The 26,099-nt window shown below is 70.3% G+C and carries 25 protein-coding genes and 1 pseudogene; 19 read left to right on the plus strand and 7 right to left on the minus strand.

Annotated elements, in window-relative coordinates; all coding sequences use genetic code 11:
* From MKK82_RS30670 to MKK82_RS30690, 5 genes are all read left to right on the plus strand, one after another.
* On the plus strand, positions 1-253 hold a 253-nt coding region (locus MKK82_RS30670), incomplete at its 5' end, for a c-type cytochrome (protein WP_243987856.1).
* A 1,354-nt stretch (positions 254-1,607) separates the two neighbouring features.
* On the plus strand, positions 1,608-2,819 hold the full coding sequence (locus MKK82_RS30675; protein WP_238290914.1) for an ABC transporter substrate-binding protein: 1,212 nt from the start codon (positions 1,608-1,610) through the stop codon (positions 2,817-2,819).
* A 109-nt stretch (positions 2,820-2,928) separates the two neighbouring features.
* Positions 2,929-3,801: a branched-chain amino acid ABC transporter permease gene (locus MKK82_RS30680; protein WP_238290915.1), complete on the plus strand. Its 873-nt coding sequence runs from the start codon at positions 2,929-2,931 to the stop codon at positions 3,799-3,801.
* A gap of 38 nt (positions 3,802-3,839) precedes the next feature.
* The gene (locus tag MKK82_RS30685) at positions 3,840-5,888 is read left to right on the plus strand and encodes an ABC transporter permease subunit (RefSeq protein WP_238290917.1); all 2,049 of its coding nucleotides are present in this window, start codon (positions 3,840-3,842) and stop codon (positions 5,886-5,888) included.
* Positions 5,881-6,603 carry an ABC transporter ATP-binding protein gene (locus MKK82_RS30690; RefSeq protein WP_243987858.1) on the plus strand — a complete coding sequence of 241 codons (723 nt, stop codon included), beginning with the start codon at positions 5,881-5,883 and terminating at the stop codon, positions 6,601-6,603. Before MKK82_RS30685 ends, MKK82_RS30690 begins: the two co-directional genes overlap by 8 nt.
* 320 nt (positions 6,604-6,923) lie before the next feature.
* On the opposite strand, the gene MKK82_RS30695 is transcribed toward MKK82_RS30690, so the two are convergent.
* Positions 6,924-7,133, minus strand: coding sequence for a cold-shock protein (locus MKK82_RS30695; protein WP_238290921.1), 210 nt, complete (start codon positions 7,131-7,133; stop codon positions 6,924-6,926).
* Positions 7,134-7,319: 186 nt separating this feature from the next.
* Between MKK82_RS30695 and MKK82_RS30700 the strand changes: the two genes are divergently transcribed.
* Positions 7,320-8,972 carry a sensor histidine kinase gene (locus MKK82_RS30700; protein ID WP_243987859.1) on the plus strand — a complete coding sequence of 551 codons (1,653 nt, stop codon included), beginning with the start codon at positions 7,320-7,322 and terminating at the stop codon, positions 8,970-8,972.
* Between the two features lie 778 nt (positions 8,973-9,750).
* Positions 9,751-10,227 (plus strand): PAS domain-containing protein, encoded by a 477-nt coding sequence (locus MKK82_RS30705; protein WP_238290923.1) that lies wholly within the window; start codon positions 9,751-9,753, stop codon positions 10,225-10,227.
* Positions 10,228-10,236: 9 nt separating this feature from the next.
* On the opposite strand, the gene MKK82_RS30710 is transcribed toward MKK82_RS30705, so the two are convergent.
* On the minus strand, positions 10,237-10,494 hold the full coding sequence (locus MKK82_RS30710; protein ID WP_243987860.1) for a hypothetical protein: 258 nt from the start codon (positions 10,492-10,494) through the stop codon (positions 10,237-10,239).
* Positions 10,495-10,684: 190 nt separating this feature from the next.
* Here MKK82_RS30710 and MKK82_RS30715 point away from each other — a divergent pair, with 190 nt between their 5' ends.
* Both MKK82_RS30715 and MKK82_RS34115 read left to right on the plus strand, forming a co-directional pair.
* Entirely contained in the window at positions 10,685-11,122 is a 438-nt protein-coding gene (locus MKK82_RS30715; RefSeq protein ID WP_238290925.1) for a PAS domain-containing protein, read from the plus strand.
* Entirely contained in the window at positions 11,107-11,232 is a 126-nt protein-coding gene (locus tag MKK82_RS34115; RefSeq protein ID WP_279603371.1) for a hypothetical protein, read from the plus strand. The genes MKK82_RS30715 and MKK82_RS34115 overlap by 16 nt, the downstream gene beginning before the upstream one ends.
* A 50-nt stretch (positions 11,233-11,282) precedes the next feature.
* Here MKK82_RS34115 and MKK82_RS30720 read toward each other — a convergent pair whose 3' ends face one another.
* The gene (locus MKK82_RS30720) at positions 11,283-11,792 is read right to left on the minus strand and encodes an ureidoglycolate lyase (RefSeq protein ID WP_238290926.1); all 510 of its coding nucleotides are present in this window, start codon (positions 11,790-11,792) and stop codon (positions 11,283-11,285) included.
* Positions 11,789-12,637 carry a bifunctional allantoicase/(S)-ureidoglycine aminohydrolase gene (locus MKK82_RS30725; RefSeq protein ID WP_238290927.1) on the minus strand — a complete coding sequence of 283 codons (849 nt, stop codon included), beginning with the start codon at positions 12,635-12,637 and terminating at the stop codon, positions 11,789-11,791. The genes MKK82_RS30720 and MKK82_RS30725 overlap by 4 nt, the downstream gene beginning before the upstream one ends.
* A 201-nt stretch (positions 12,638-12,838) precedes the next feature.
* Between MKK82_RS30725 and MKK82_RS30730 the strand changes: the two genes are divergently transcribed.
* From MKK82_RS30730 to uraD, 8 genes and pseudogenes are all read left to right on the plus strand, one after another.
* Positions 12,839-13,741, plus strand: a complete 903-nt coding sequence (locus MKK82_RS30730; RefSeq protein WP_238290928.1) for a LysR family transcriptional regulator — start codon at positions 12,839-12,841, stop codon at positions 13,739-13,741.
* Positions 13,742-13,869: 128 nt separating this feature from the next.
* Positions 13,870-14,991, plus strand: a pseudogene (gene puuE, locus MKK82_RS30735) (allantoinase PuuE); the annotation flags it as partial.
* A 216-nt stretch (positions 14,992-15,207) separates the two neighbouring features.
* A complete protein-coding gene (locus MKK82_RS30740) occupies positions 15,208-16,707 on the plus strand; it encodes an NCS1 family nucleobase:cation symporter-1 (protein ID WP_238290929.1) in 1,500 nt (499 codons plus the stop codon).
* 85 nt (positions 16,708-16,792) lie between these two features.
* On the plus strand, positions 16,793-17,542 hold the full coding sequence (locus MKK82_RS30745) for an aspartate/glutamate racemase family protein (RefSeq protein ID WP_238290930.1): 750 nt from the start codon (positions 16,793-16,795) through the stop codon (positions 17,540-17,542).
* A gap of 93 nt (positions 17,543-17,635) precedes the next feature.
* Positions 17,636-19,003, plus strand: a complete 1,368-nt coding sequence (locus MKK82_RS30750; RefSeq protein WP_238290931.1) for an MFS transporter — start codon at positions 17,636-17,638, stop codon at positions 19,001-19,003.
* A gap of 24 nt (positions 19,004-19,027) precedes the next feature.
* On the plus strand, positions 19,028-19,558 hold the full coding sequence (locus MKK82_RS30755; RefSeq protein WP_238290933.1) for a hydroxyisourate hydrolase: 531 nt from the start codon (positions 19,028-19,030) through the stop codon (positions 19,556-19,558).
* 37 nt (positions 19,559-19,595) lie between these two features.
* Positions 19,596-19,949: a hydroxyisourate hydrolase gene (uraH, locus tag MKK82_RS30760; RefSeq protein ID WP_238290934.1), complete on the plus strand. Its 354-nt coding sequence runs from the start codon at positions 19,596-19,598 to the stop codon at positions 19,947-19,949.
* On the plus strand, positions 19,949-20,467 hold the full coding sequence (gene uraD, locus MKK82_RS30765; RefSeq protein ID WP_238290936.1) for a 2-oxo-4-hydroxy-4-carboxy-5-ureidoimidazoline decarboxylase: 519 nt from the start codon (positions 19,949-19,951) through the stop codon (positions 20,465-20,467). The genes uraH and uraD overlap by 1 nt, the downstream gene beginning before the upstream one ends.
* Positions 20,468-20,537: 70 nt before the next feature.
* Here uraD and MKK82_RS30770 read toward each other — a convergent pair whose 3' ends face one another.
* The 3 genes from MKK82_RS30770 to MKK82_RS30780 form a co-directional block, all read right to left on the minus strand.
* Positions 20,538-21,296, minus strand: coding sequence for a multiprotein-bridging factor 1 family protein (locus MKK82_RS30770; protein ID WP_238290938.1), 759 nt, complete (start codon positions 21,294-21,296; stop codon positions 20,538-20,540).
* Between the two features lie 91 nt (positions 21,297-21,387).
* On the minus strand, positions 21,388-21,966 hold the full coding sequence (locus MKK82_RS30775; protein ID WP_243987861.1) for a class GN sortase: 579 nt from the start codon (positions 21,964-21,966) through the stop codon (positions 21,388-21,390).
* A complete protein-coding gene (locus MKK82_RS30780) occupies positions 21,963-24,122 on the minus strand; it encodes a marine proteobacterial sortase target protein (protein WP_243987862.1) in 2,160 nt (719 codons plus the stop codon). The genes MKK82_RS30775 and MKK82_RS30780 overlap by 4 nt, the downstream gene beginning before the upstream one ends.
* Positions 24,123-24,373: 251 nt before the next feature.
* Between MKK82_RS30780 and MKK82_RS30785 the strand changes: the two genes are divergently transcribed.
* On the plus strand, positions 24,374-25,102 hold the full coding sequence (locus MKK82_RS30785; RefSeq protein ID WP_238290944.1) for an NUDIX hydrolase: 729 nt from the start codon (positions 24,374-24,376) through the stop codon (positions 25,100-25,102).
* Between the two features lie 10 nt (positions 25,103-25,112).
* Positions 25,113-26,099: an SPFH domain-containing protein gene (locus tag MKK82_RS30790; protein ID WP_238290945.1), complete on the plus strand. Its 987-nt coding sequence runs from the start codon at positions 25,113-25,115 to the stop codon at positions 26,097-26,099.

The following is a 26,099-nucleotide window of genomic DNA, read 5'->3' on the forward strand; positions in this document are numbered from 1 at the left end:
CTGCCACAACTTCCAGAAGAACGGCGTCGGCCCGGACCTGAAGGGTGTCGTCGGCCGCAAGGCCGGCACCTATGAGGGCTACAGCTACTCCGCCGCGCTCAAGAATTCCGGGATCACCTGGGACGAGGCCAATCTCCACGAATGGCTGAAGAACCCGAAGGCGAAGGTACCGGGCAACAAGATGATCTTCCAGGGCTACACCGACGACAAGAAGATCAACGATGTCATCGCCTACCTGAAGACGCAGTCGTAACGCTAACCCCCGCCCGATCGACCGCCGGCCTCCATCCTCCGACGAGGCCGGCCCACGCGATCTTCGGCCCGCCCGGCCCGACCGCGGCGGGCCGTTTCGTGCGCGCCCGCAACCCGGCCCCCGCGAGGGTGCCGCACCGCCCTGAGCGGCATCGCGGGCCGGGTGGCGCCGTCGCGAACGGACGCCATCGGCGCGTTTGAGCGATCGGGCGGCGTGCCCCCGCCCCGTTCATGTGCGTGCGCCGGTCCGGCACCTCCTCCTGGGCAAGCTTGCGGCCCAACTCCAGCCGAAGCGCATCCGCGCGGGCCTTCAGATCCCGGTTTTGCAAACCGGCGATCGCCTGCTGGGCGGCCAGGCGATGCTCGCCGGGTGCTCCAGACGATTGACCGGGATGATCCCTGCCCCGTTGGCGGATGTACGGGTGTCCGGCCGCGACCGCGCACCGGACGCCCGGCCGTGTCGCGGATGGCGTCGCCGCCGAGGACCCGCCGCGTGAGGCCGTCGGCCGAGAGCGCCCGGTACGCGGCGACGAACGGGATAGCCTCGTCGATGCTGCGACGGATCAGGGCGTGCGCATGCTCCTGGTCGTGCGAGCGGAAGCCGTCGATGTAAGCCGACAGGGGAACACCCGCGGCAGCTTGATCCGCATCGACGTTGAACAGCAACGCGACGAAGGTCCGGCGCGCAGCCGATCCGATACGCTGTCCCAGTCCCGAGGCCCCGCTAGCGCCACCCCATCCAGCGCCCATTGCTACGCCGTCGCGGCGGTCTGACCGGGATGAGCTTGCGCTTCGGCACCCCGACACTCGCGGTTGTTGCAGGGGCTGAGGTTCGTCCGGAACCTCATCCACGCTTGCGTTGCGGCCTCCAGTGGCGGACCGCAATCCTCAACCGCAGCGCGCAGCCCTCCGCGGCTGGCGGGTGGTGGCGATGCGGCCAGGAGGCGCGTGGCGCCGCCGATCTCACTGCCGGCCGGAGGGACGTCCTCCGGGGCGGTCCTCCGTTGAAGGAACCCGCGGATCCACCGGGAGTGCGGGCCCATCGGGCTGCGCAGCACGCCGCAAGGCCGATCACTGCGCGACATCGGCTCGGCGAGCTGAAAGATCAGTTTCGGCGCAGAGAACCGAAATTGTCCACCACGAACAGGGTCGGCCGGTAATCCGCTCGCCTATGTAGCGGGGCCGGATTCGGCCAGGATGTTGCTTTCGCGACGACGGATTCCGGACAATCCGTACTCATCGTCGAAGCTTTATCAGGGTCGCAGCTTGACGGCCCGTCGCAAGTTGAAGAGACCGCTGCACAGAGTGCCCCGGGGAAGGGCACACCGCACGAGCGGAAGCTTGGAGAGGAAACGATGGTCTTCGCAGGTCGCGCGGTCGCCGCCGCGCTGTTGCTCTCGGTCGCGATGCTCCCGGCGCAGGCCGCGGATCCGATCAAGATCGGGCTGAGCGGTCCTTTTACCGGGGGCTCCTCGTCGATGGGCGTCTCGATGCGGGACGGCGCCAAGCTCGCCGCCGCCGAGATCAACAAGGCCGGCGGCGTGCTCGGCCGCCCGATCCAGCTCGTGGAGCGCGACGACGAGGCCAAGAACGAGGTCGGCGCGCAGGTCGCGCAGGAACTCATCAACAAGGAGAAGGTCGTCGCGAGCGTCGGCTTCATCAACACCGGCGTGGCGCTCGCCGCCCAGCGCTTCTACCAGGAAGCCGAGATCCCGGTGTTCAACAACGTCGCCACCGGGACGATCATCACCAACCAATTCAAGGAGCCGGATTACGACGCCAACTACGTCTTCCGGAATTCCGCCTACGACGTGCTCCAGGCCGGCCTGATGGTCGATGAGGCCCTCGCCCAGGGCCACAAGAAGATCGCGGTCCTGGCGGACTCGACCAATTACGGGCAGCTCGGGCGCGAGGATATCGAGAAGTATCTCGCCACGAAGAACGTGAAGCCCGTCGCGGTCGAGAAGTTCAACATCAAGGACGTCGACATGACGGCCCAGCTGCTCAAGGCGCAGCAGGCCGGCGCCGAGGTGATCCTCGCCTACGGGATCGGGCCGGAACTGGCCCAGATCACCAACGGCATGGCCAAGCTCGGCTGGAAGGTGCCGATGATCACCAGCTGGCCCTCCTCGATGCAGAGCTTCATCGATATCGCCGGCGCGAACGGCAACGGCGTGATCATGCCGCAGACCTTCATCGAGGATCAGACCCTGCCGAAGCGCAAGGCGTTCCTGGAGAACTACTACAAGACCTACGGCGTCACGAAGATCCCGACCCCCGTGGCCGGTGCCCAGGGCTACGACTCGATCTACCTCCTCGCCGCGGCGATCAAGCAGGCCGGCGGCACCGACGGCGTGAAGATCCGCACCGCCCTCGAGAACCTGAACGAGAAGGTCGAGGGCGTGGTCACGACCTACGACAAGCCCTTCACCGCCAAGGACCACAACGCGATCTCGCGCAACATGGTCGTCTTCGGGAAGGTGCAGGACGGCAAGATCGTCTACGCCAAGGACGAGGACGCCAAGAACGCGGGCGTCGTCCGCGTCAAGGAGAAGTCCTCGAACTGAGGTCCCGCACGGCCGCGCGAGCCTCCCTCAGCGCGGCCGCCAGCAGACTGCCCGACGATCCCGCGGCCCCGGCCGCGGGATCGGCCGTCCCTCCGGTGACAGTAGACCCATGGCCATCCTGCTTCAGCTCATCGCCTCAGGCGTCGCGGTCGGCATGATCTACGCCGCCATCGCCTTCGGCTATCAGCTCACCTTCGCCACCTCGAAGACACTGAATTTCGGCCAGGGCGAGGCGCTGGCCCTCGGGGCCCTGTTCGGCCTGACCCTGGTGCCGTTCATCGGCTACTGGCTGATGATCCCGCTGGTCCTCGTCTTCGGCTTCGCCCTCGGGGCCGTGGTCGAACGCCTCGGCGTGCGCCCGGCCGTGAAGATCAAGTCCGAGTACGGGTGGATCATGGCGACCATCGCGCTCGGCATCATCTTCAAGAACGTCGCCGAGAACATCTGGGGCCGCGACGACCTGAAATTCCCCTCGCCGCTGCCCGAGACCGCCCTCCAGGTCGGCGGTGTGCGCATCCTGCCGATGGAGCTGCTGATCGTCGCGGGCGCGCTGCTGATGATGCTCGCCGTCGAGATCTTCAATCGCAAGTCGATCTGGGGGAAGGCCGTCGTCGCCACCTCCAACGACATCGACGCCGCCGGCCTGATGGGCATCAACACCCAGAAGGTGATCACCCTGTCGTACTCGATCAGCGCCATGACGGCGGCCTTCGCGGGCGTGCTGGTGGCGCCCGTCACCCTGACCGGCGCCACGATGGGCTCCGTGCTGGCGCTGAAGGCCTTCGCGGTGGCGATCATCGGCGGCCTGGAATCCGGCCTCGGCGTCATCGTCGGCGGCCTGATCCTCGGCGTCGCGGAGACGCTGACCGGCTTCTACATCTCGACCGGCTACAAGGATGTGCCGGGCCTGATCCTGCTCCTCGTCGTCCTCTCCATCCGCCCCGTCGGCCTGTTCGGCAAGGCGGTCATCAAGAAGGTCTGAGCTTGACCTCCCGCGCATCCTTCACGGCAGCCTGAGCCATGGCGCAGACCCTCGCCCCCGCCGAAGCGCCCGCCCCGGCCGCCGCTCCGAGCCTGTCACGCCACGTGGGCCTCCTCGGCGCCGTGCTGCTGGTCGTCGGCTTGGCCGTCTTCCCGCACGTGGTCACGAGCTCGTACTACGTCCACCTGATGGTGGTGATCGCGATCTACGCGATCCTGATCCTCGGGCTCGACATCGTGGTCGGCTATACCGGGCAGGTGAGCCTCGGCCATGCCGGCCTGTTCGGCGTCGGCGCCTACGCGGCGGCGGTGCTGTTCCTGCACTTCAAGCTCGGCCTGTGGTGGGGCATCCTGGCGGGGATCGGCGTGACCTCGGCCTTCGGCGTGCTGCTCGCCGTGCCGGCCCTGCGGGTCACCGGCCCCTATCTCGCCATGGTGACGCTGGCCTTCGGCACCATCGTTCAGATCTTCATCAACGAGCTGACGCCGCTGACCAACGGCCCCCTCGGCATCACCCTGCCGCCGGCCCGCGTCCTGGATTTCTCGCTCATCGGCATGCAGGCGCCCTGGGGCGCGGCCGGGCGCAAGCTGGAATTCTACTACCTCGTCTGCCTCGCGCTGCTGGCGACGATCCTGGTCGTCAACCGCGTGGTGCGCTCGCCCTACGGCCGGGCCTTCGAGGCGCTGCGCGACTCGCCGATCGCCTGCGACTGCATGGGCGTCAGCGTCTACCGCTACAAGGTCTACGCCTTCGTGATCTCGGCGGCGCTGGCGGGCCTCGCGGGCGCGCTGTTCGCGTGGTCGGAGCGCTACGTGGCGCCGAACTCCTACGGGTTCGAACTCACGGTGCTGTTCCTGCTCGCCGTCACGATGGGCGGGCGCAAGTCGCGGGCGGGGCCGATCATCGGCTCTGCGATCATCGTGATGATGCCGAACGTGCTGGCCGACATCGCGCTGGTGCGGATCATGGCGGGGATCATCGCCCTCGCCGCCCTGGTCGTGGGCAGCCTAGCGTTCCTGCGCCGCCAGGAGAACCGGTTCGCCCTGCTGGTGCCGGTCGGGCTCTGCCTCGCCTTCTTCCCCGCGACCCTGCTGCTCGAATCCGTCACCGACTTCCGCCTGACGGTGTTCGGCCTGATGATCCTGTTCGTGGTGTACTACCTGCCGGACGGGATCGTGGGCTTCGTCCGCGAGAAGATCCCGGCCCTGCGCCCCGCCCACACCGCCGAGGGCAAGAGCCTCCACGCCGAGGGCGCGGCGCTCAGCGCTCAGAGCGGCGGCGCGGGCGCGGACCCGCTGCTCACGGTCGATCAGGCCCTGATGCAGTTCGGCGGCCTCAAGGCCCTGGCCGGCGTCGACCTCACGGTGCGGCCGGGCACGATCCACGGGCTGATCGGACCGAACGGCTCCGGCAAGAGCACGATGATGAACGTGCTCACCGGCATCTACCGGCCGACCAGCGGCAGCGTGACCCTGGCCCGCGGCCAGGGCTCGAAGCGCCTCGACGGGCGCACGCCCTCCGAGATCGCCGCCGCCGGCGTCGCCCGCACCTTCCAGAACGTGCAGCTGTTCCGCGAGATGACGGCGCTCGAGAACGTGCTGGTCGGGCTGCACCACAGCTTCCGCGGCACCCTGTTCGACGCGATCCTGGGCACGCCGCGCCGGCGCCGGGAGGAGCGCGAGCAGCGCGCCCGCGCCATGGCGATCCTCGACTTCGTGGGCCTCGGCGCCCTCGCGCAGGTGGAGGCCCGCAACCTGCCCTACGGCAAGCAGCGGCTCCTCGAGATCGGGCGCGCGCTCGCCCTCGACCCGGTTCTGCTCCTCCTCGACGAGCCCGCCGCGGGCCTCACCGCGCCCGACATCGCCGAGTTGACGACGATCATCCGCAAGATCCGGGATGCCGGAATCACGGTGATCCTGATCGAGCACCACATGGACGTGGTGATGGGCCTGTGCGACCGCGTCAGCGTCCTCGATTTCGGCCACAAGATCGCGGAGGGCAGCGCCCGCGAGGTGCAGGCCGACCCGAAGGTGGTCGAGGCCTATCTCGGCAGCCCGGTCGCCGACGAGGAGACGGCCCATGCTTGAGGTCACGGGTCTGTCGGCCGGCTACGGCCAGGTCGAGGTGCTGCATGGTCTCGATTTCACGGTCCCGAAGGGACAGGTGGTGGCGCTGATCGGCTCGAACGGCGCCGGCAAGACCACCACGATGCGCGCCCTGTCCGGCATGATCCGCCCGCGCGCCGGCTCGATCCGCCTGAACGGGCGCGAGATCGGCGGCCTCGACAGCCACGACGTCGCCCGGTTCGGCCTCGCGCATTCCCCGGAGGGCCGGCGCGTGTTTCCGACGCTCTCGGTCGAGGACAACCTGACCCTCGGTGCCTTCCCCCGGCTGACGGGATCCCGGCCGAAGGGCGATGTCGCGGCCGACCGCACGCGGGCCTTCGAGCTGTTCCCGCGGTTGAAGGAGCGGCGCACGCAGCTCGCCGGCACGCTCTCGGGCGGCGAGCAGCAGATGCTGGCCATGGGCCGGGCCCTGATGCTGCGGCCCGAGATCCTCCTCCTCGACGAGCCCTCGATGGGGCTCGCCCCCAAGCTGGTGGAGGAGGTCTTCCGGATCATCCGGCTGCTCAAGGCCGAGCAGGTGACGATGCTGCTCGTCGAGCAGTTCGCCATGGCGGCGCTCGGCGTCGCCGACCACGCCTACGTGCTGGAGAACGGCCGGATCCGCTTCCAGGGCCCGGCCCAGCAGATGCGCAACGATCCGGCCGTGCGGGCCGCGTATCTCGGCGGCAGCCACTAGGGCGCCGACGGCCCGGTTGTCCGGCCGAACCCTGGATGCCGGGCGCACCGTGTCCAGCGCGGTCGCACCCGGTGCGCCTTGAGGCGCGTTCTGGAGCACGGCTCGGACGCGCCGGCCGCAGCGCCCTGCCGGTACAGCAGGATCGTCGCGCGCGTGCAGCGCGCGCCGGCCAGCGGCCCCGCCGCCCGATCGGATGCCGGGCGGACGGGGCTCTGAGCGCCGTTCCTCAAGCCCGGAACGCGGCGCGGCCGAGGCGCAGGTGCCTGAGAGCCACCTCTGGCCTCGGCGGCGATCCCGAAGCGGGAGCGCTCAGGCGCCCGTCAGGCGCCCTTGAGGTTTGCCGCGCTCTCCTTGCCGCTCCGCCGATCGTTCTCGACGTCGTAGGAGATCTTCTGCCCCTCGATGAGGTTGCGCATACCCGCGCGCTCGACCGCCGAGATGTGGACGAAGACGTCCTTGCCGCCGTCATCCGGCTGGATGAAGCCGTAACCCTTGGTCTCGTTGAACCACTTCACAGTCCCTGTCGCCATCGCGAAGCCCTGATCATCACCGGCGCAGACGTGGCGCGCCGCAGGCTCGAACCGGCCATCAGGGCCAAGTGTTCCATCGCCCGTGTTTCATCGCGCTGCGAGGCATCGAACGGAGAGGCAACTTAAGTTTGCTGACAGCCGGTCCCGGGAGCGGTACAACCGGGCCGTCCAGCTCAAGCTCCCGTGATGGTTCCCGTCTCCCATACCAGCGTCCGGCCAGATACCTCCGATCCGGCCCGGCTGGATGAGCTGGACGCGCTCGACATCCTGGACACGGTGCCGGAGGAGAGCTTCGATGACGCGGCCCAGATCGCCCGGCTGGTCTGCCAGACGCCTGTCGCGCTGATCAGCCTCGTGGCTGCCGACCGGCAGTGGTTCAAGGCGCGGGTGGGATTCCAGGCCAGCGAGACCGACCTGAGTCGATCCGTCTGCGTCTACGCGCTCCACGAGCCGGACCTGCTGATCATCCCGGATCTCGCCGCCGATCCGCGGACCCGCAGCAATCCCCTGGTGACGGGCGAGCCGCACATCCGCTTCTACGCCGGAGCGCCCCTCCGGACCGAGCGCGGGCGCGCGCTCGGCAGCCTCTGCGTCATCGACCATCAGCCCCGACCGGACGGTCTGAGCGACGAGCAGCAGGATGCCCTGCGGCGCCTGTCCCGGCAGATCATGATCCTGCTGCGTGAGCGCCGGCAGATGGCGAAAATGCAGGTCGCCGAGGTGCTGGCGAAGGCCGCCGCGACGCGTCGCATGGCCCTGATCGAGCTGGGCGACCATCTGCGCGACCTCTCCACGATCCCCGAGATGACCGCCAAGGCAGCCGAGATCGTCGGGCGAACGTTGAATGCCAGTCGCGCGGGGTACGGCGAAGTCGACGGCGCCTGTCAGATCATCACGATCCCGCGGGACTGGACTGCGCCTGACGGGACCAGCGTCGTCGGGCGCCACCACTTCTCGACTTACGGCACGTTCGGGCCCGCCCTGGAGCGTGGCGAGACCCTGGCCATCCCCGACGTGACCGCCGATTCGCGCACCGCCGGGCATGCGGAACGGTTCGTCGCCCTGAACATCCGCGCCCAGGTCAACGTGCCGGTACGCGAAGCCGGCCGGACGGTCGGCGTCCTGTTCGTGCACAGCCCGCAGGTACGCACCTGGGCACCGGAGGAGATCGCCTTCGCCCGCAACGTCGCGGATCGGGTGCAGGTCGGCATCGGCCGCCTGCGCGCGGAGGAGCAGCAGGTACTGCTCAACCGCGAGTTGTCGCACCGCATGAAGAACACTCTGGCGATGGTGCAGGCCATCGCCGCTCAGACCATCCGCACCGCGCCGGACCTGACCTCCGCCGGGACGGCTCTGTCGGCGCGGCTGATCGCGATGGGCCGGGCACACGACATCCTGCTCAGCGGCACCAGCGAGCACACCAACCTCGAGGCGGTGGTCCGGGCCGCCCTGGCGATCCACGACGACGCCCAGCTCGGTCGTCTGCGCCTGAGGGGGCCGCTGGTCCGCGTCGGGTCCAAAGCCGCCCTCTCGCTAGCGCTGGTCCTCCACGAGCTGGCGACGAACGCGAGCAAGTACGGAGCGCTCTCCACATCGGAGGGCCACGTGTCCGTCGACTGGGTGATCGAGGCCAAGGGCGCAGAACCGTCAGTCCAAATCCGCTGGATCGAGCAGGGCGGCCCGCGCGTCGTGCCGCCGAAGCAGCGCGGGTTCGGCAGCCGCCTGATCGAACGGGGGCTGTCCGGGATCATCAGTGCGTCCGTGCGGCTGGCCTACCCCCCCGAGGGTGCGATCTGTGAGCTGACGGCCAATCTCGCGGATTTCCAGTCCGATGAGTGACGGATCCCCCGACTGACCGGACCGGTCGGTCGGGGTCACGCGCGCGGGCGACGCGCTCGCTCCGGGTCACCGCGGGGTCTGTGGCCCCGGCCACGAGGAGGACGACGGCTCGAGGCCGCCCGGCTTCGCGGGATCGCCCCGACCCGGGGTCGCACCGATGCTGCGCGGCGCGCGCGGACGGTGGATTCACCACCGAAGGAAGCGATCGAAGGCCGGCAGGGCCGCAATGGTGAGCGCGACGGCGCCGACCGCTGCCGTGAGCATGATACCGCAAGACAGGGACACAATCGCAAAACTCCCAGCCAGTTCAGGATTCAACAGGCCGAGAACGAGATCTGTGCTGTGCGGCAGAATGACCATCGCACCGAGGCAGCGGGTTGCTCCTCGCCATTCACGGTCCTCGCGGTCCGCCGCCCTCTACGTGGCGTGCGCGGTGCGTCGCTCCTTCGCGGTCCCCTCTCGCCGGCCTGGGTGCCGCCGCCCGTTCCGGACGTCGCTCGGCGGGCCGGAGACCGGCCGCGGCGTATTGGGATCCCGACGGCCGGCGTCACGGCGTCCTGCGCTCCGCGCGTCCCATCGGGGGCGACGAGAACGGCCTTATCGGCTGGCGATCACGGGTGGAACAGATGCGCGGGGCTACCGTTGAAGCCTCAAGTTGCGTTTTAGCAAGTCGACACAACCCGGGGGGTTGCCGATGGCGCCATCGCTTCGATCTGTTCTGGCGGCCTCCGAGTATGTCGGCTTCTGGGAGACGGATCTCGCGACTCAGACGATCGAATTGACGGGCGCCCTCCCCGATCTGCTCGGCGTCGACGCGAAAAAGGCTGCGACGGGCGTGCCGATCTCCGCGTTCCTGGACGGCATCCATCCCGAGGATCGCGAGCGTGTGGCCGATCTCATCCAGGAGGCACACCGCACGGCAGGCCGCTTCGAGGCCGACTTCCAGACCAATGGCGGCGTCGGTGGCACCCGCAGCGTCGCCGCGCGCGGGCGGATCGAGGCGGACGCTCACGGCCGCGGCCAGCGCTGCAGGGGCGTGGTCCTGGACCTCACCGAGACCCAGTGGGACGACGCCACCGAGGCGGCCCGGCGGATGCGCGCGATCGACCGCGTGGTGGATGCGCTGATCGCGGTCCGGCCGCTGGTGACCGAAGTCGGCTCGCCGGTGCTGCGCCTGCTGATCGACGCGACGCTGCTGGAATTCGGCAGGCTATTGGCTGCGCAGGACGCGCAGCCCGATCGCGAACGCCACTGAGCAACGCCTTCAGGAAGCACGTTGACGCGTCGCCAGCGCGCGGACGAAATCCACGCAGGCGCGCCGATCCTTCGCGTCCGCGATGCGCGCGAACGCGGCCAGGAGTTCCAGCGTCTCTCGAACGTCGTGTCGTTCACCCACGGCCGCATCCGAGAAGACCGCCACGTCGGTTGCGAGCGCGTCGGCGATGCGTTGCAGGGTCTGACGGCTGCTGTCTCGATAGTTCATCACCGGCGCGCTCCCGACCCGGGCACCGGTCGTCGGCACGCGACCGCTGGAGGGGGCGAAACGAACTTCAGACCTGACCGAGTCATGTCGACGGACACCGCCCGGTATCCGGTGCTCGCAACCTGGGCGGGCACTTCGACTGGTTAATGCGCCATACGGGTGATCGGTTGCCCCGCGACTTGTATACCCGGCGTGCGGTCGTGCGACGTGCTTGCCAGGACCGCGCCGAATGATCTTCGTCACCGACGCGCGGAGCGCCCTGGCCTATGTCGGCCCGGAATGGGCGGACCTCACCGGGCAGCCCTTGAGCGAGGCTGTGGGATCGGGCTGGTTGGCGTGCCTCCACGCCGCCGATCGCGAGATCATCCGGACCTTCCTGCAGGGTGCGGTCCGCGAGCACGCGGAGTTCCACGGCCGCTACCGGGTGCGGACTCCGGATGGCGGGCATGTCTGGGTCGCGGCCGGTGCGGTGCCGTCATTCGGGCCGCCCGAACGGACGTTTCTGGGCTATCTCGGTTCGGTCACGCGGATCGGTCCGAGCGCACGGAGGCTTTGGCCGCCGATGGGACGATCGGACGATATGTACCACCGCCGCGGGACGGCGGAGCGCCGCCTCAGTCGGTCCTCGAACTCGCGGCCGATCACCTGCTCATGGCCCACGGCCTGATCGAGGCGGACGATGCGCATGGGATCCCGCCGCCACTGCGGCAGGCTCTGACCCGGATGGGTGCCACGATCGCCCGGGCGAAGGGGACGGGAGAAGGCTGGCTCCACTGACGCGGCGCAGCCCGAGGCGGCAAAGCCGGGTCCCGTAACCCGCCGCGCCGCTACCGGGCGGGCGCCGCCAGGGTGACGGTCCAGGGTTCGTCGAACCGGTGCTCCTCCAGGTTCACCCCCGCGCCGCCGCGATCGACGACGGCGAAGTCCTGGGCCTGCCCGAACGGCGTGAGCACGCCGTGCCACGTTCCCGGAGCGTAGCACACGCCCTGCCAGGGCTGCGTGACGAAGGCCTGCGGGCGGCCCGGCCGGCCGGCCTCGTCGGGGCAGATCACCACGAGGAACGGAGCCGCGCTGAGGGGCAGGAACGCTTGGCTGCCGAGGGGATGACGCTCCACGAGGCGGACCACGAGAGGCAGGACGTAGGGCTGGGCCTCGACGAGGCCGACGACGACCTGGGCATCGTCCCCGCTCACCCGCACCGTCGCGAGGTCATGGAAGCGCCGGGCCATGCCGGCATTCATCGGACGCGGCGCCGTGGCGGCCTTGTCGATCACCGTGCCGAAGGGTGCAAAGGCCTCTGCGGTGAGAGGCTGCGCCGTGACGCTGCGCCCGGTCATCGCGACGCCCGGGGACGCAGGGCCGCGTGCCGGTTGACGTCCTTGTAGAGCAGGTAGCGGAACGGGCCGGGGCCGCCCGCGTAGCAGGCCTGCGGGCAGAAGGCGCGCAGCCACATGTAGTCCCCGGCCTCGACCTCGACCCAGTCGCGGTTGAGGCGGTAGACGGCCTTGCCCTCCAGCACGAACAGGCCGTGCTCCATCACGTGCGTCTCCTCGAACGGGATCGACGCGCCCGGACGCAGCGTGACGATGTTGACGTGCATGTCGTGGCGCACGTCGTCGGAGCCGACGAACCGGGTGGTGGCCCAGGCCCCGTCCGTACCCGGCATGGCGGCGGGCGCGATGTCGGATTCGTGGGCCAGGAAGGAATCGGGGGCGTCGAGGCCCGGCAGGCGCTCGTAGGCCTTGCGGACCCAGTGGAAGCGCGCCGGCGCGTCGCCATCGTTGCGCAGGCTCCAGGCCGCCCCGGGCGACAGGTAGGCGTAGCTCCCCGGGCGCAGGGCATGCGCCTGCCCGCCGAGGACGAGCCGCAGGCGGCCCGCGACCACGAAGAGCACCCCTTCGGCCTCGGGATCCGGCTCGGGCTGCTCGCTGCCGCCCCCGGGGGCGACCTCCATCAGGTACTGCGCGAAGGTCTCGGAGAAGCCGGAGAGGGGGCGGGACAGCATCCAGGCCCGGGTGTCCGCCCAGAACGGCAGGACGCTGGTGACGATGTCGGTCATCACGCCCTTCGGGATGACGGCGTAGCTCTCGGTGAACACCGCCCGGCCGGTCATCAGCGCCGTCTGGGGGGGCAGGCCGCCGCACGGCGGGTTGTAGGGCGGGTTGTCGGGCGAATGCGTCATCGCTCTCTCACGGGCTCCAGGGCTGCAGGTGCCGCACGTGGCTCCGGGGGGAAGCGGATGCCTGCACCCCCAAGATTCAACCGCCCGCAGCGACGGCGCGATCCGAAGCGGGATCGGGTGCGCCGACAATCCGCAGCCGCGGTCTAGACGTCAAATACCTTTTGTGTTCTCATTGATACCAAATACATATGGCTTCGGTGCATGGAGCTTCGGCACCTCCGATATTTCGTGGCGGTCGCCGAGCATCTCAGCTTCACCGCGGCCGCCAACAGCCTGGGCGTCTCGCAGCCGCCGCTGAGTCAGCAGATCCGCGACCTCGAACTGGAGATCGGCGTCAATCTGTTCGAGCGGTCGAGCCGGCGCGTCACCCTGACGGCTGCGGGGGAAGACTTCCTCCGGAACGCGCGGGCGATCCTCGTTCAAGCCGCCGACGCCGTCGATCGGGCACGGACCATCGGCACGGGCACGGCCGGCCTCCTGAACATCGGCATGACGAGCTCCGTCCTCGTCGGACCGCTCGGGCGCCTGATCCGCGCCTTCGAGCAGCGATGCCGGGGCGTGGATGTGCGCATCCACGAGATGGCGCCGGCCGATCAGATCGCGGCCCTGAAGGCGCACAGGACGGATCTCAGCTTCCTGCGCAGCCCGCCCGAGGATCCGGACCTCGTCGGACAGATTGCGTGGCGGGAGCGTCTGTGCGTGGCGCTGCCGGCAGGGCACGCCCTCGCGGCCGGCCGCAGCGTGCCGATCGACGTCTTCCGGAGCGAGCGTCTCATCTCGCTGCGCCTCGATAGCTCCCGCTTCGCCGACGAGATCTATCAGGGCTGCGTCCTCAGGGGTTTCACGCCGGACATCTCGCAGCAGGTCCGGGAGGCATCATCCCTGGTGAGCTTGGTCGCCGCCGGCTTCGGCCTCGCCATCATCCCGGAATTCGTCGGTCGCCTGAGGCATCCGGACGTCGTCATCCTCCCGATCGATCCGCCATTCCTGTCGGCGGACGTCTACGCCCTGCACCACAAGCGGAAGAATCCCGTGGTCGACAACTTCCTGGACGTGATCCGCGAGGAGGCGTCGCGATGGACGGAGCGGCTTCCGGGCCGGTGACGCGAAGCCGTCCGGACGGCCCGCGCCGCAGCGGGATTCAAACGCGCAATCTATCAATCGAGCCGAACAACATATTGGACCACGGAACGCCGAGGCGTTTATCACGCGTCGGGACGAGGGCTGACACCATGTTCGATCTCGACCAGGACTATCCCCGCGACATGGTGGGTTACGGCCGGCACCGGCCGGACCCGCGCTGGCCGGCGGGTAAGCGCGTCGCCGTCCAGTTCGTCGTCAACTACGAGGAGGGCGGAGAGAACTGCATCCTCCACGGCGACGCGGCGTCGGAAGCCTTCCTGTCCGAGATCGTGGGCGCCCTGCCCTGGCTGGGCCAGCGCCACGCGAACATGGAGTCGATCTACGAGTACGGGGCGCGCGCCGGCTTCTGGCGCCTCTGGCGCGCCTTCACGCGCCGGAACCTGCCGGTGACGGTCTTCGGCGTCGCCTCCGCGATGCAGCGCAACCCCGAGGCCGTGGCGGCCATGGTGGAGGCCGGCTGGGAGATCGCCAGCCACGGCCTGCGCTGGATCGACTACCGCGACTACAGTCCGCAGGCCGAGCGCGCAGACATCGACGCCGCCGTCGCCCTCCAGACCGAGCTGACCGGCCGCAGGCCGCTCGGCCTCTACCAGGGCCGCACGTCGACCAACACGCTCGCCCTGGGGGCGGCCGAGGGCGGCTTCCTCTACCTCGCCGATTCCTACGCCGACGAGTTGCCCTACTGGGTGACGGCCGGCGGTCGTCAGCAACTCGTGGTCCCCTACACCCTCGACGCCAACGACATGCGGTTCGCAACGGCGCAGGGCTTCAACAGCGGCGACCAGTTCTTCACCTACCTCAAGGACTCGTTCGACGTGCTGTACCGCGAGGGCGGGATGCAGCAGGGCGGCATGATGTCGGTGGGGCTCCACTGCCGCCTGGTCGGACGTCCGGGCCGCGCCGCCGCCCTGGAACGGTTTCTCGATTACGTTGGCGATCATCCCGGTGCCTGGGTGACCACCCGGCTCGACATCGCCCGGCACTGGATCGCGGCGCACCCGCCGCGCGGCGGCTATCGCCCGAGCCGCATGGGTCCGGCCCTGTTCCGCGAAGTCTTCGGTGCGGTCTGCGCCGACGTGTCCGGGTCGCCCGAGGCCGGCGCGGCGACGGCGGAGCGGGTATACGCGACCGGCCTCGGACCGGAGGACGATACGGTCCCGAACCTGTCCCGGCGCCTCGCCGAGGCCGCGTCAGCGCCGGCCGACGAGCGGGCGATCCGCGGCAGGCTGGAAGTCTTGATCGACCGATAGATCAACTCCGTCTTCCGGACCGGCCCGGACCGTCTCTGCAGTTCGAAACAGGTCATCGATCCAGGCGCGCAGAGTTTCCAGGCAGCGGAGCACAAGTCTTGCGTGGCGCGCCGGGACAGGCCGTCACGTCCACGAGAAGGCCCGGCAACAGGGCTGCATCGAACAGGGAGGAACGCGATGTACGCACACATCGAGGCCGCCGGAGCCAGTACGGCCGTATCCGACGAGCGCGAGACGGTTCTGATCAAGCCGAGCTACGACCCCAATCTCGTCAACGAGGATCTCGCCCCCCTCCGGAAGCAGACCTGGGGCACCTACAACATCTTCGCCTTCTGGATGTCGGACGTGCACAGCGTCGGCGGCTACGTGACCGCCGGCAGCCTGTTCTCGCTGGGCCTCGTGAGCTGGCAGGTGCTGATCGCCCTGCTGGTCGGCATCGTGATCGTGCAGGTCTTCTGCAACCTCGTCGCCAAGCCGAGCCAGCAGACCGGCACGCCCTATCCGGTGATCTGCCGGGCCTCCTTCGGGGTCAAGGGCGCCAACATCCCGGCGATCATCCGCGGACTGATCGCGGTCGCGTGGTACGGCATCCAGACCTACCTCGCCTCGGCGGCCCTCACCGTGGTGGCTTTGCGCTTCTTCCCCGAACTCGCCACCTACGCCGATCTCAGGCACTACGGCTTCGCCGGCCTGTCGGCCCTCGGCTGGGCCGCGTTCATGACGCTCTGGGTGCTGCAGGCGCTGGTCTTCTGGCGCGGCATGGAAGCGATCCGCGTGTTCATCGACTGGGCGGGGCCGGCGGTCTACGTCGTGATGATCGCGCTGGCCGGGTACCTCGTCGCCAAGGCCGGCATCGGCCAGATCGGGCTGACCCTCGGCACCGTGAAGTACACCGGCTGGGACGCCCTGCCGGTGATGATCAACGCCGTCGCCCTCGTGGTCTCCTACTTCTCCGGCCCGATGCTGAACTTCGGCGACTTCTCGCGCTACGGTTCGAGCTTCGAGGCGGTGAAGCGGGGCAACTTCTGGGGCCTGCCGGTGAACTTCCTCGGGTTCTCGCTCCTGACGGTCATCACCGCCTCGGCCACGGTGCCGGTCTTCGGCCACCTGATCACCGACCCGGTCGAGACGGTGAGCCGCATCGACAGCACCTTCGCGGTGGTGCTCGGCGCCCTGACCTTCATGACGGCGACCGTGGGGATCAACATCGTGGCGAACTTCGTGTCGCCCGCCTTCGACTTCTCGAACGTGTCGCCGAGGCGGATCTCCTGGCGGATGGGCGGGATGATCGCGGCCGTGGGCTCGATCTTCATCACCCCCTGGAACCTCTACAACAATCCGGCCGTGATCCACTACACGCTTGACATCCTCGGCGCCTTCATCGGTCCGCTGTTCGGAATCCTGATCGCCGACTTCTACCTCGTGAAGAAAGAGAAAGTCGTGGTCGACGATCTCTACACGATGAGCCCCCTCGGGACGTACTGGTACAAGAACGGCTACAACCTCGCCGCCGTGGGGGCCATCATCCCCTCCGCGCTGATCCCCGTGCTGTGCGTGATCCTCCCCGGCCTGGAGGGCGTGGCGAACTTCACGTGGTTCATCGGCTGCGCCCTGGGCTTCGGGATCTACGCCCTCATCATGCGGCGGCGGCCCGCCCTCGCGGCGCGCCCCGCCTAAGCCGGGGCTGCGCACCCATCGCGGCGGCGCGGCACGATCCGCGCCGCATCCGCCGATTTCCCCCACCGCCACGCGAGGGCGCCCCATGCGGATCCTTCTGCTCAATCCGAATACCAGCGCTTCGGTGACGGCCCTCGTGGCCGAGCGGGTGGCGGAGATCGCCGGCGCGGCCGCGACCTTCGTCCCGGTCACGGCGCGCTTCGGCGCCGCCTACATCGCGAGCCGGTCGGCCCTGGCGATCGCCGGCCACGCCGCCCTCGACGCCTTCGCGGAGCACGGACGCGGCTGCGACGCGGTGTTCCTCGCCTGCTTCGGCGATCCCGGCCTGCTCGCCCTGCGGGAGATCGCACCGGTCCCGGTGGTCGGGATGCTCGAAGCGTCGTGCCTCGAAGCCCAGGGAGTGGCGTCGCGCTACGCCATCGTGACGGGCGGCGCCCTGTGGAAGCCGATGCTGGCGGAGGCGGTCGCCGGCCTGGGCCTCGGCGACGGCCTCGTGGGCATCCGGACAATCGCGCGCACCGGCGGCGAGATCGCCAGGGACCCGCGAGCGGCGATGCCGGAACTGGCCGCCGCCTGCCGCGCCTGCGTCGAACACGACCGCGCCGAGGCGGTCATCCTCGGTGGCGCCGCCCTCGTAGGCTTGGCCTCACTCTTGCAGCCGCACGTGCCGGTGCCGGTCCTCTGCTCGGTCGAGACGGGCGTGCGGGCCGTCATCGCCGCGGCCCGCGCGCCGTATCGACGGCCGCCGGCCGTCACCTTCGACACGACCGGTCTCGGAGAGGACCTCGGGTTCCTGCTCAAGCCCCAAGACACCGGAGGCCAAGACATTGAATAAATCGCGCCGCCGTCGCCTTTTAGACTGGCGCGACCGCTCATTGTCGAACACAGTCCAATGCAGTCCAGCCACGCTTTCAGTGTAGGGCAAGCCATGACGATCGAGGCGCAGCGAGCCGCCGATAGCACGGCCATCGCGGCGTCCAGTGCCCTCGACGACACCTACCGGCGCATCACGTGGCGGCTGCTGCCTTTCCTGATGTTCCTCTGGGTCCTGTCGTGGATCGACCGGGTGAACATCGGCTTCGCCAAGCTCCAGATGCTCGCCGAGCTGCGATTCAGCGAGACCGTCTACGGCATCGGCGCGGGCATCTTCTTCATCGGCTACTTCCTCTGCGAGGTGCCGAGCAACCTGCTCCTCGAGCATGTCGGGGCGCGCAAGACCATCGCGCGCATCACGCTGCTGTGGGGCCTGTGCTGCGTGGCCATGATGTTCGTCACGACGGCGACGTTCTTCTACGTGCTGCGCTTCCTCCTCGGCGTCTTCGAGGCGGGGTTCTATCCCGGGGTCATCCTGTTCCTCACCTACTGGTACCCGAGCGAGCGGCGCGCCAAGGTGTTCGGGCTGTTCATGTCGGCCTCGGCGCTGGCCGGCGTCATCGGCGGCCCGCTCGCCGGCGCGATCATGGCGGGGATGCACGGCGTCAACGGCTGGTCCGGCTGGCAGTGGGTGTTCCTGCTCGAGGGCATCCCCTCGATCCTCGCGGGGGTCGTGACGCTCTTCTACCTCACCGACCGCCCGGCGAAGGCCGGCTGGCTGACGCCGGAGCAGAAAGCGCTGGTGGAGGCCGACCTCGCCCGCGATGCCGCCGCCCTCGGCCACCGCGAGCACCGCATCCTCGCCTCCTTGAAGGATGTGCGCGTCTGGCACTGCATCGCGATCTTCTTCTGCATCGTCACGGCGAACTCGGCCCTGACCTTCTTCGGGCCGAGCGTGGTGCGCGACGCCGGCTTCACCGACCCGCTCACGGTCGGGTGGATCATGTCGGCGGCCTACCTGTGCGGCGGGGCCGGGATGATCCTCAACGGGCGCCATTCCGATCGCACCGGAGAGGCGCGGCTGCATTGCGGCGTACCCGCCTTCATCGGGGCGCTGGCCATCGCGCTGACCGGCGTCTTCGTCACGGGCGCGCCCATCCTCGCGCTGATCATGCTCGGGCTGGCCGTCGTCGGCACGATGAGCGCGATCCCGGTCTTCTGGCAGATCCCGGGCCGGTTCCTGGCCGGCTCGGCGGCCGCGGCCGGGATCGCGCTGATCAACTCGGTGGCCAACCTCGCGGGCTTCGGAGCCCCGGCGGTGATGGGCTACCTGCGCGAGCATACCGGCTCGGTCTCGACCGGGCTGTGGCTGGTGGCGGCGGTCGAGGCCGCGGCGCTCGTGCTGATCCTCGCCTTCGTCCCGCCCGCCACGCGGGAGATGGAGCGGCGCGCCCGAGCCCGCGCGGCCCACGAACCGGCCTGATTGAACCCCGAGGAGGATCCCGTTTTGGACCACTTACCGGATCGTTACGTCCTGACGCGGCGCGGCCTGGTCGCGACCGGGCTCGGCGCCGCGGCCGCGGCCTCGACGGGCGCCGCCCTGGCGCAGGGTACGCCCGCGCCGGCCGGGGCTCCGGCCAAGCCCGGCACGCTGAACACCGCCCCCGTCTCGCAGGCCGGCCTCTCGCCGCGGCTGACCATGCACGCAATCGACAACTTCCACGGCACGCCCGGCGCCGGCATGGTCTGCGACCTCGCGATGCACGACGGCGAGGGCTACAGGCTGCTCAAGACGGTCACCACGGCGCCGAGCGGACGAACCGCCGAGCCGCTCCTCGTCGATGACGCCTTCAAGGCCGGGCGCTACGAGTTGGTGATGCACTTCGAGGCGTATTTCGCGACCTTCGGCGTGAAGCTGCCCAGCCCGAACTTCCTCAGCCTCGTGCCAATCCGGTTCCAGATCCGCGACGCGGGCCAGCGCCACCACCTGCCGGTGCTGTTCACGCCCTGGGGCTATTCGTACTACCGCGGCAGCTAGGCCGCCGGGTCCCCACAATTCACTCAGGAGGTCCGCCATGGCCGGCATCACCACGCACGTCCTCGACACCGACCGCGGCCGTCCGGCCGCCGGGGTGCGCATCGACTTCTCCGTCCTGGATAACGGCCAGTGGCGCCTCGTGAAGAGCGTCGTCACCAATGCCGACGGCCGGACCGACGCGCCGATCCTCCCGGCCGACAAGGCCGAGACCGGTCAGTACCAGCTGGAGTTTCACGTCGAGCCCTATTTCAAGGCGCGCTCCGGCACGTCGGAAGCCGACATCTTCATCGACAACCCGGTGGTGCGCTTCGCGGTCTTCGATGCCAAGCAGCACTACCACGTGCCGATGCTGTGCGCGCCGTCGAGCTTCACCACCTATCGCGGAAGCTGATGACGATGATCGACCTGCACCGCGTCAACGGCCTGACCTGCGACGCCTTCGTCGCGCAGTTCGGCGGCGTGTTCGAGCACGCGGCCTGGGTCGCGCGGGCGGCCCACGGCAAAGGTCCCTTCGCCAACGTGCCGGACCTCCACGCGGCGATGATGGCGGCCGTGCGCGAGGCGTCGGCGGACAGGCGCCTCGCCTTCCTCAACGGCCATCCGGAACTCGCCGGCCCGGAAGCCCGGGCGCGGGCGATGACGGCCGAATCCGCGCAGGAGCAGGGCAGCGCCGGGCTCGACCGGCTGACCGAGGCGGACGGGCAAGCCTTCGACCGGCTGAACGCCGCCTATCGGCAGCGGTTCGGGTTCCCTTTCATCGTCGCCGTGCGCGGCCGCGACCTGCGCGAGATCCTGGTCCTGTTCGAGCGACGCCTCGATCGCGGGCCGGCCGAGGAGGAGGCGACCGCGCTGGAAGAGATCAGCGCGATCACGCGGATGCGCCTCGACCGGCTGGTGCGGGAGGCTTGAAGCGGCGGATCTCCCGGGCCCTCGGCTCGATCCTGCGGCGCCGGGGGGCCTGCGAGGTGGGCCGCCCGGGTCAGTCTGCGCCCATGAAGAACGTGGCGTATCCGTCCGCGCGGACCCGGTCGAGTTGCGACCGGTATCGCTCGTAGGCCGGCTCCGGCGGGGCGACGCGTCCGTATTGGTTCTCGGACGCCGTGCCCTCGGGCAGCAGGGCCAGCGGTGCCGCGGCCGGCGTGAGCTGGGTGCCGCGGCCTGCGTGCAGCGTCGTCAGGATTCCGTACATCTCGCCCTGGATGTTCGGTCGGCACAGCACGGCGAGCCGATGTTGCCCGTGCCAGTTGGTCACCAGGTAGATCATGCCCGACTGGTTCGGCACGGCGACGCTGCCCGACTGAGCGAAGGGCGCATCGACGCGCTCGGCCTCGCGGAACACCAGCCGCGCCTCGCTCGCGTCCCAGGCGATCTCCGTGCGGTAGGCGAAGATCGCGCCCGTCGTTCCGAAGGAGGGGCGCAGGGTGAGGTAACGGCCTTCCAGCCAGGAGACGCCCTCCCGCGAGTAGGACCCGAGGGCGTCGGGTGCGTAGCGTGGGGGCTCCGGGATTGCCGCGCGACTCGCGTCGTGCCGCAGGGGCTGGCCCAGCGCCTCCTCCAGCCGGATCGTGGTCGCCAGGGTGAAGGGCCGTCGCCCGGCGAGCGCCTTCTCCAGGGTGGAGATGCTGATCCGGGCCTGTTCGGCCAGGGTCTGCCGGGAGATGCGCCGCCGGGCGAGGGCCTCGCGGACGGTCTGGGCAATGGCGCGGCTCTGCGCCTCGGACAGTTCGATCTCGCTCACAGGCAGGGCTCGCACGGGCTCGACCCGCACAGATCCGCACGAAACCGCACATTCGCGCAAGCGGCCGTGCACGGGGCGTCGAGCCACCGGGTCACGGCGTCTCCGCGTCCGCCTCGACGATCAGGCGCAGCGGACCGGACCGCAGCGCCGCGAGCGGCCAGCAGGTGACGAGGGCGAGGTGCCGTCCGGGCGCCTGCGGGTCGATCCCCGAAGCGTCCCAGGATGCCACGCGCACGCCGCTGACGCGGAAGCGGATCGTCCGGCCGTCGCGCCGCGTGACCGCGACGGGATCCCCCAGTGCGAGGTCGCCCAGCACGGCGAATTGCGTGTCGCGGTGCGCGGCGAAGACCGCGGTCCCCGGTTCGCCCGCCTCCGGCGTCCCATCCAGCTGGCCGGGGCCGAAAGCCAGGGCCTGCCCGCTTCCGCCCCGCAGCGCCACGAAGCTGCGGCCGGCCAGGGCGAGCCGGGCGACCGGCTCGGTGTCGGCCCAGGGCCAGGGTTTGGCCGGACGACCGTCGGTCAGCGTACGGGTGAAGGCCCGTTCCAGCAGAGCCTGCGCCAGGGCGGCCTTGACGGGGATCCAGGCGGCCTGCGCCGCCAGCCCCAGGCCCGCGAGGCCGAGGAGGGCCGCCACGGCCCTCCTCGGCGGATTGCCGCGACGGCGGCTCATCGCACGACCCCGGTGCGCCCGCCGCCGGGCCGCGACAGGGCGATGCCCAGGAGGGCGATCAGCAGCCCGAGGCCGAGCTGCAGCAGGATCCCCGCTCCGGTCTGCGGCAGATCGATACCGGTGCCGGCGGCGTTGATCGGCACCACGCGGGCGCCGGCCCCGTGATCCGGTGCGGCGCCGGGGTGATCGCCGCCGAAGACCTCGGCGAAGTCCCAGCCGGCCGGCAGGTTCAGCGGCAGGTCGGCGGCGACGAGGGGCATGCCCGGGGCGCGGCGCGGGGTGGCGTCGATCGCCACGAGGCTGGTCAGGCGCGTCGTCAGGCCGTGCTCCAGCGCGAGGGCCAGGATGGTGGTCTCGGCCGCGTCGCGGTCGAGGCGCCCGGTGATGCGCGCCGTCTCGGTCTCGCCGATCCGCGAGCGCGCCCATACCTTCGAGATGCCGGCGCCGGGGGCGGCCTCGTCGAGTTGCAGCGTGCGGGTCCAGGTCCGGCCGGCGACACGGCCCGAGACGGTCACGCTCCCCGCGCCGGATTGCGGGAGCCGGGCGGCGAAGACCAGGGGTTCGCCGCGATACAGGTCGGGCAGTGCCCCCGGCGTGACCTCGACGCCCGGAACCGAGAAGGTCGCGGTGAGGTCGGTCACGGCCGGGGCTTCCAGCTTCTCGTAGAGGGCGCGGGTGCGTTCGCCGACCTGCGCGAGGTCGCGGATCTCCGTGAAGGTGCCACGGCCGATCTCGGCGGCGTGGCGCATCAGATGACCGTTGGGCGCTGAACCGATGCCGACCATGAACAGGCGTGAGCGTCCGAGCCCGGCGTGAATGGCCGCGAAGATCCGCTCCTCGTCGCCGACCGCGCCGTCGGTGAGGAACACGACCTGCCGCACCCGCCCGTCCTCGGGCTGGGAATCAGCCAGGGCCGCCCTCAGGGGCGCCAGCATCTCGGTTCCGCCGCGTGCCTCCAGAGCGGCGACGAACCCCTCGGCCCCGCGCAGGGCCTCCGGCGTCGCCGGGACGGACGCGGGGTGCAGCGCGTCCCACGTGTCGTCGAAGCGGATGATGTTGAACCGGTCCCGGGGCGTCAGACGGACAAGGCCTGCGAGCAGCCCGGCCTTGGCCTGCCGCATCGAGGCGCCGGCCATCGAGCCGGAATTGTCGATCACGAAGGTGACGTCGCGCGCCGGGCGGGCGGGCGCATCGGCCTCGAGCGCGGGCGGGTTCACCGCGGCGAGCAGGTAGGTCCGGCCGGCCACGGTCTCGCGGAACAGGCCGAGGCCCGGCATCCGGCTTTGTGCGGGCTCCCAGGTCAGTTCAAGGTCGCGGTCGGCCGGCACCACGCCCTCGGCCAGGGTGATGGTGCGCGCCTCCGGTCCGGTCACGGTCACGTGGATCGCATGGGTCACGCTGCGCACCGCGCCGATGGCGAAGCCCGCCTGAAGCCGCACGGTGACGGCAACCGGATTGGTCGGCCGGGACACCGCCGGATCGAGTACCGGGGGGCTGATCCGGGCGCGATCCGGTACCGGGTCGTGGGCGGTCCCGTCGAGGGCGACCGTACCCAAAGCCGGGGGGACAGGAGTGTACCGCGGCGCGACCACCAGGGGCAGGCGCAGCGTCCGCGCGGCGCCGGAGACCGGGATGGTCTGCTGATAGGTGATCTGGACGAGCACCGTCTCGCCGGGTCCGATATTGGCGACCGCGTTGGTGAAGATGTTGGGCCGCTCCTGCTCGGTCAGGGCGGCCGCCTGCCCGGCCGCCTTCGCGGCCTCGTAGGCGTGCTTGGCCGCGGCCCGCTCGCGGATGTCGGCGACGATCACGCGGTTGCCGACGACGAGCTTCATCCCGTCGACGGCCGCGTCCTCCGGCAGGGGATAGACGTAGGTGCCCTCGACCCAGTCGGCGGTGGTGTTGCGGAAGGCCTGGGTGACGACGGCGCGGGCGGTCGGGCCGCTCACCTCGACGCCGATGTCGGTGGCGAGCCGGACCGCCTCGACCGGCGCCGTGCCGACGGGGCCGCGCAGCATCAGGCCGCCCCGCGCCGGGACCGGCCCCGCATGGGCCGAGGCGAGCATGACGAGGAGCGCCAGCAGGCCGAGGAAGAGCGGCGACAGGGCGGCGTTGCGCGGCGTGTCGATCATGGGTCGTGGCGATGTGAACGGCATCGGAGAACCTCCTGCACCGGCGGATCGGGGCCGGCTCGCCGCTGAAGCTCCCCCGCCCGGCGCGCCATCGCCACGAGAAGCTTCGCCCTTTTGCAGGCGCGGGGCGCACGTGCCGGACGCTCTCGGGCGGATCTGTGCGGTGGCGGTGCGGTTTCGTGCGTCCTGCGGCGCTGCGGGGCGGCTCCGGCACCCTCCTTGACATATGCGCACCATGCGTCTTAGTTATGCTCAGATTGTGCATAAATCGAGCGATGACCGAAGCCGAGTTCCTGGCGGGCTACGATCCCGCGGCCCACGAACGGCCCGCCCTGGCGGTGGATCTCGTCCTGCTGGGCATTCAGGCGGGACGACTGGCCGCTCTCCTGATGCGCCGTGCGCAGCACCCGCAGGCCGGCCTCTGGGCGCTGCCGGGCGGGTTCGTCGGCGTCGCCGAAACCCTCGACGCGGCGGCGGGGCGCGTCCTGCGCGATAAGGTGGGGATCGGCGGCGCGCGGCTGGAGCAGCTCTACACCTTCGGTGCCGTGGACCGCGATCCGCGCATGCGCATCGTCTCGGTGGCCTATCTGGCGCTGCTGCCGGAGGCGGCTGTCGCGGACGCCCGGGCCAAGGCCGGCCTGGCGGCGGCCTCCCTGATCGTGCCCTGGGCCGGCGAGACCGGCGGCGCGATCTCGGCCGTCTCCGAGGACGGCGCCGCCCTCGCCCTGGCCTTCGACCACGCCGACATCCTCGCGCTCGCGGTGAAGCGGCTGCGCGGCAAGCTCGACTACACCGACGTCGCCTTCGCGCTTCTGCCCGACCACTTCACCCTGCGGCAGTTGCAGGACGTGCACGCGGCGATCCTGGGCGCGCCCCTCAACAAATCCGCCTTCCGCCGCCGCATGCGCGACCGCGGCTGGATCGCGCCGACGGGCGCCCGCGAGGCCGGTACGGCGTTCCGCCCGGCCGAATTCTTCCGGTTCGACAGGTCACGCGAGTCTTGAGGAGACCATCATGGCTACGGTCCGCAACATCGGTGTGATCGCCCAGCTTCGGAGCGAGGCGAGCAGCCACGTCATCCGCTTCCGCAACGGCCGCCTCCGGCAGAGCGGCCGGGGACTGGTCTTCTGGTTCAGGCCCGAGACCGCCAGCATCAGCGAGGTGCCGGTGGACGACCGCGAGATGACCCTGTTCGTCCGCGGCCGCAGCCGGGACTTCCAGACCGTCGTGCTCCAGGGGACGATCGGCTGGCGCGTGGTCGATCCCGAACTGCTGGCGAGCCGGATCGACTTCTCGATCAACCTCGGCACCGGGCGGCTGCAGGGCGAACCGATCGAGCGGATCGAGGCGCGCCTCAGCGGCATCGCCGGCCAGGCGGCGCTGCAGTATCTCGGGGCGAGCCCGATCGGCCCCCTCCTCGATGCCGGCCCGGAGCCGCTGCGCGCCGTCCTGGAGCAGGTCCTGTTCGCCGCCCCGGCGCTCGCCGAGATCGGCGTCGCGGCCGTGTCGGTGCGGCTCACCAATCTCGCCCCGACCAGCGAGCTGGAGCGCGCCCTGCAGACGCCGACCTTCGAGGCCCTGCAGCAGAAGGCCGATGCGGCGACCTTCGCCCGGCGCGCCCTGGCGGTGGAGAAGGAGCGCGCCATCGCGGAGAACGAGCTCGCGACGAAGACCGAACTGGCCCGGCGCGAGACGGTGCTGATCGCCCAGGAGGCGGAGAATGCCCGCGACCGCGCCGCCGGCCTCGCGGAGGCGCGGGGCCTGGAGGCGGGCACCGAGGCCGAGCGGATCCGGCTGGTGGAGGGGGCCCGGGCCGAGGCCGAGCAGCGGCGCGCCGCGATCTACCGGGACATGCCGCCGGCCGTCCTCCTCGGTCTGGCGGCGCGGGAACTCGCCGGCAAGCTGGAGACGATCGAGCACGTCAACGTCACGCCCGACCTGATGGCGGCGTTCCTGGGCGAGATCCGCGGCGTGCTGCCCGCGCGCGTCGCGCCGCGCTGA

Source organism: Methylobacterium sp. E-046 (assembly GCF_022829625.1).
Taxonomy (GTDB): Bacteria; Pseudomonadota; Alphaproteobacteria; order Rhizobiales; family Beijerinckiaceae; genus Methylobacterium; species Methylobacterium longum.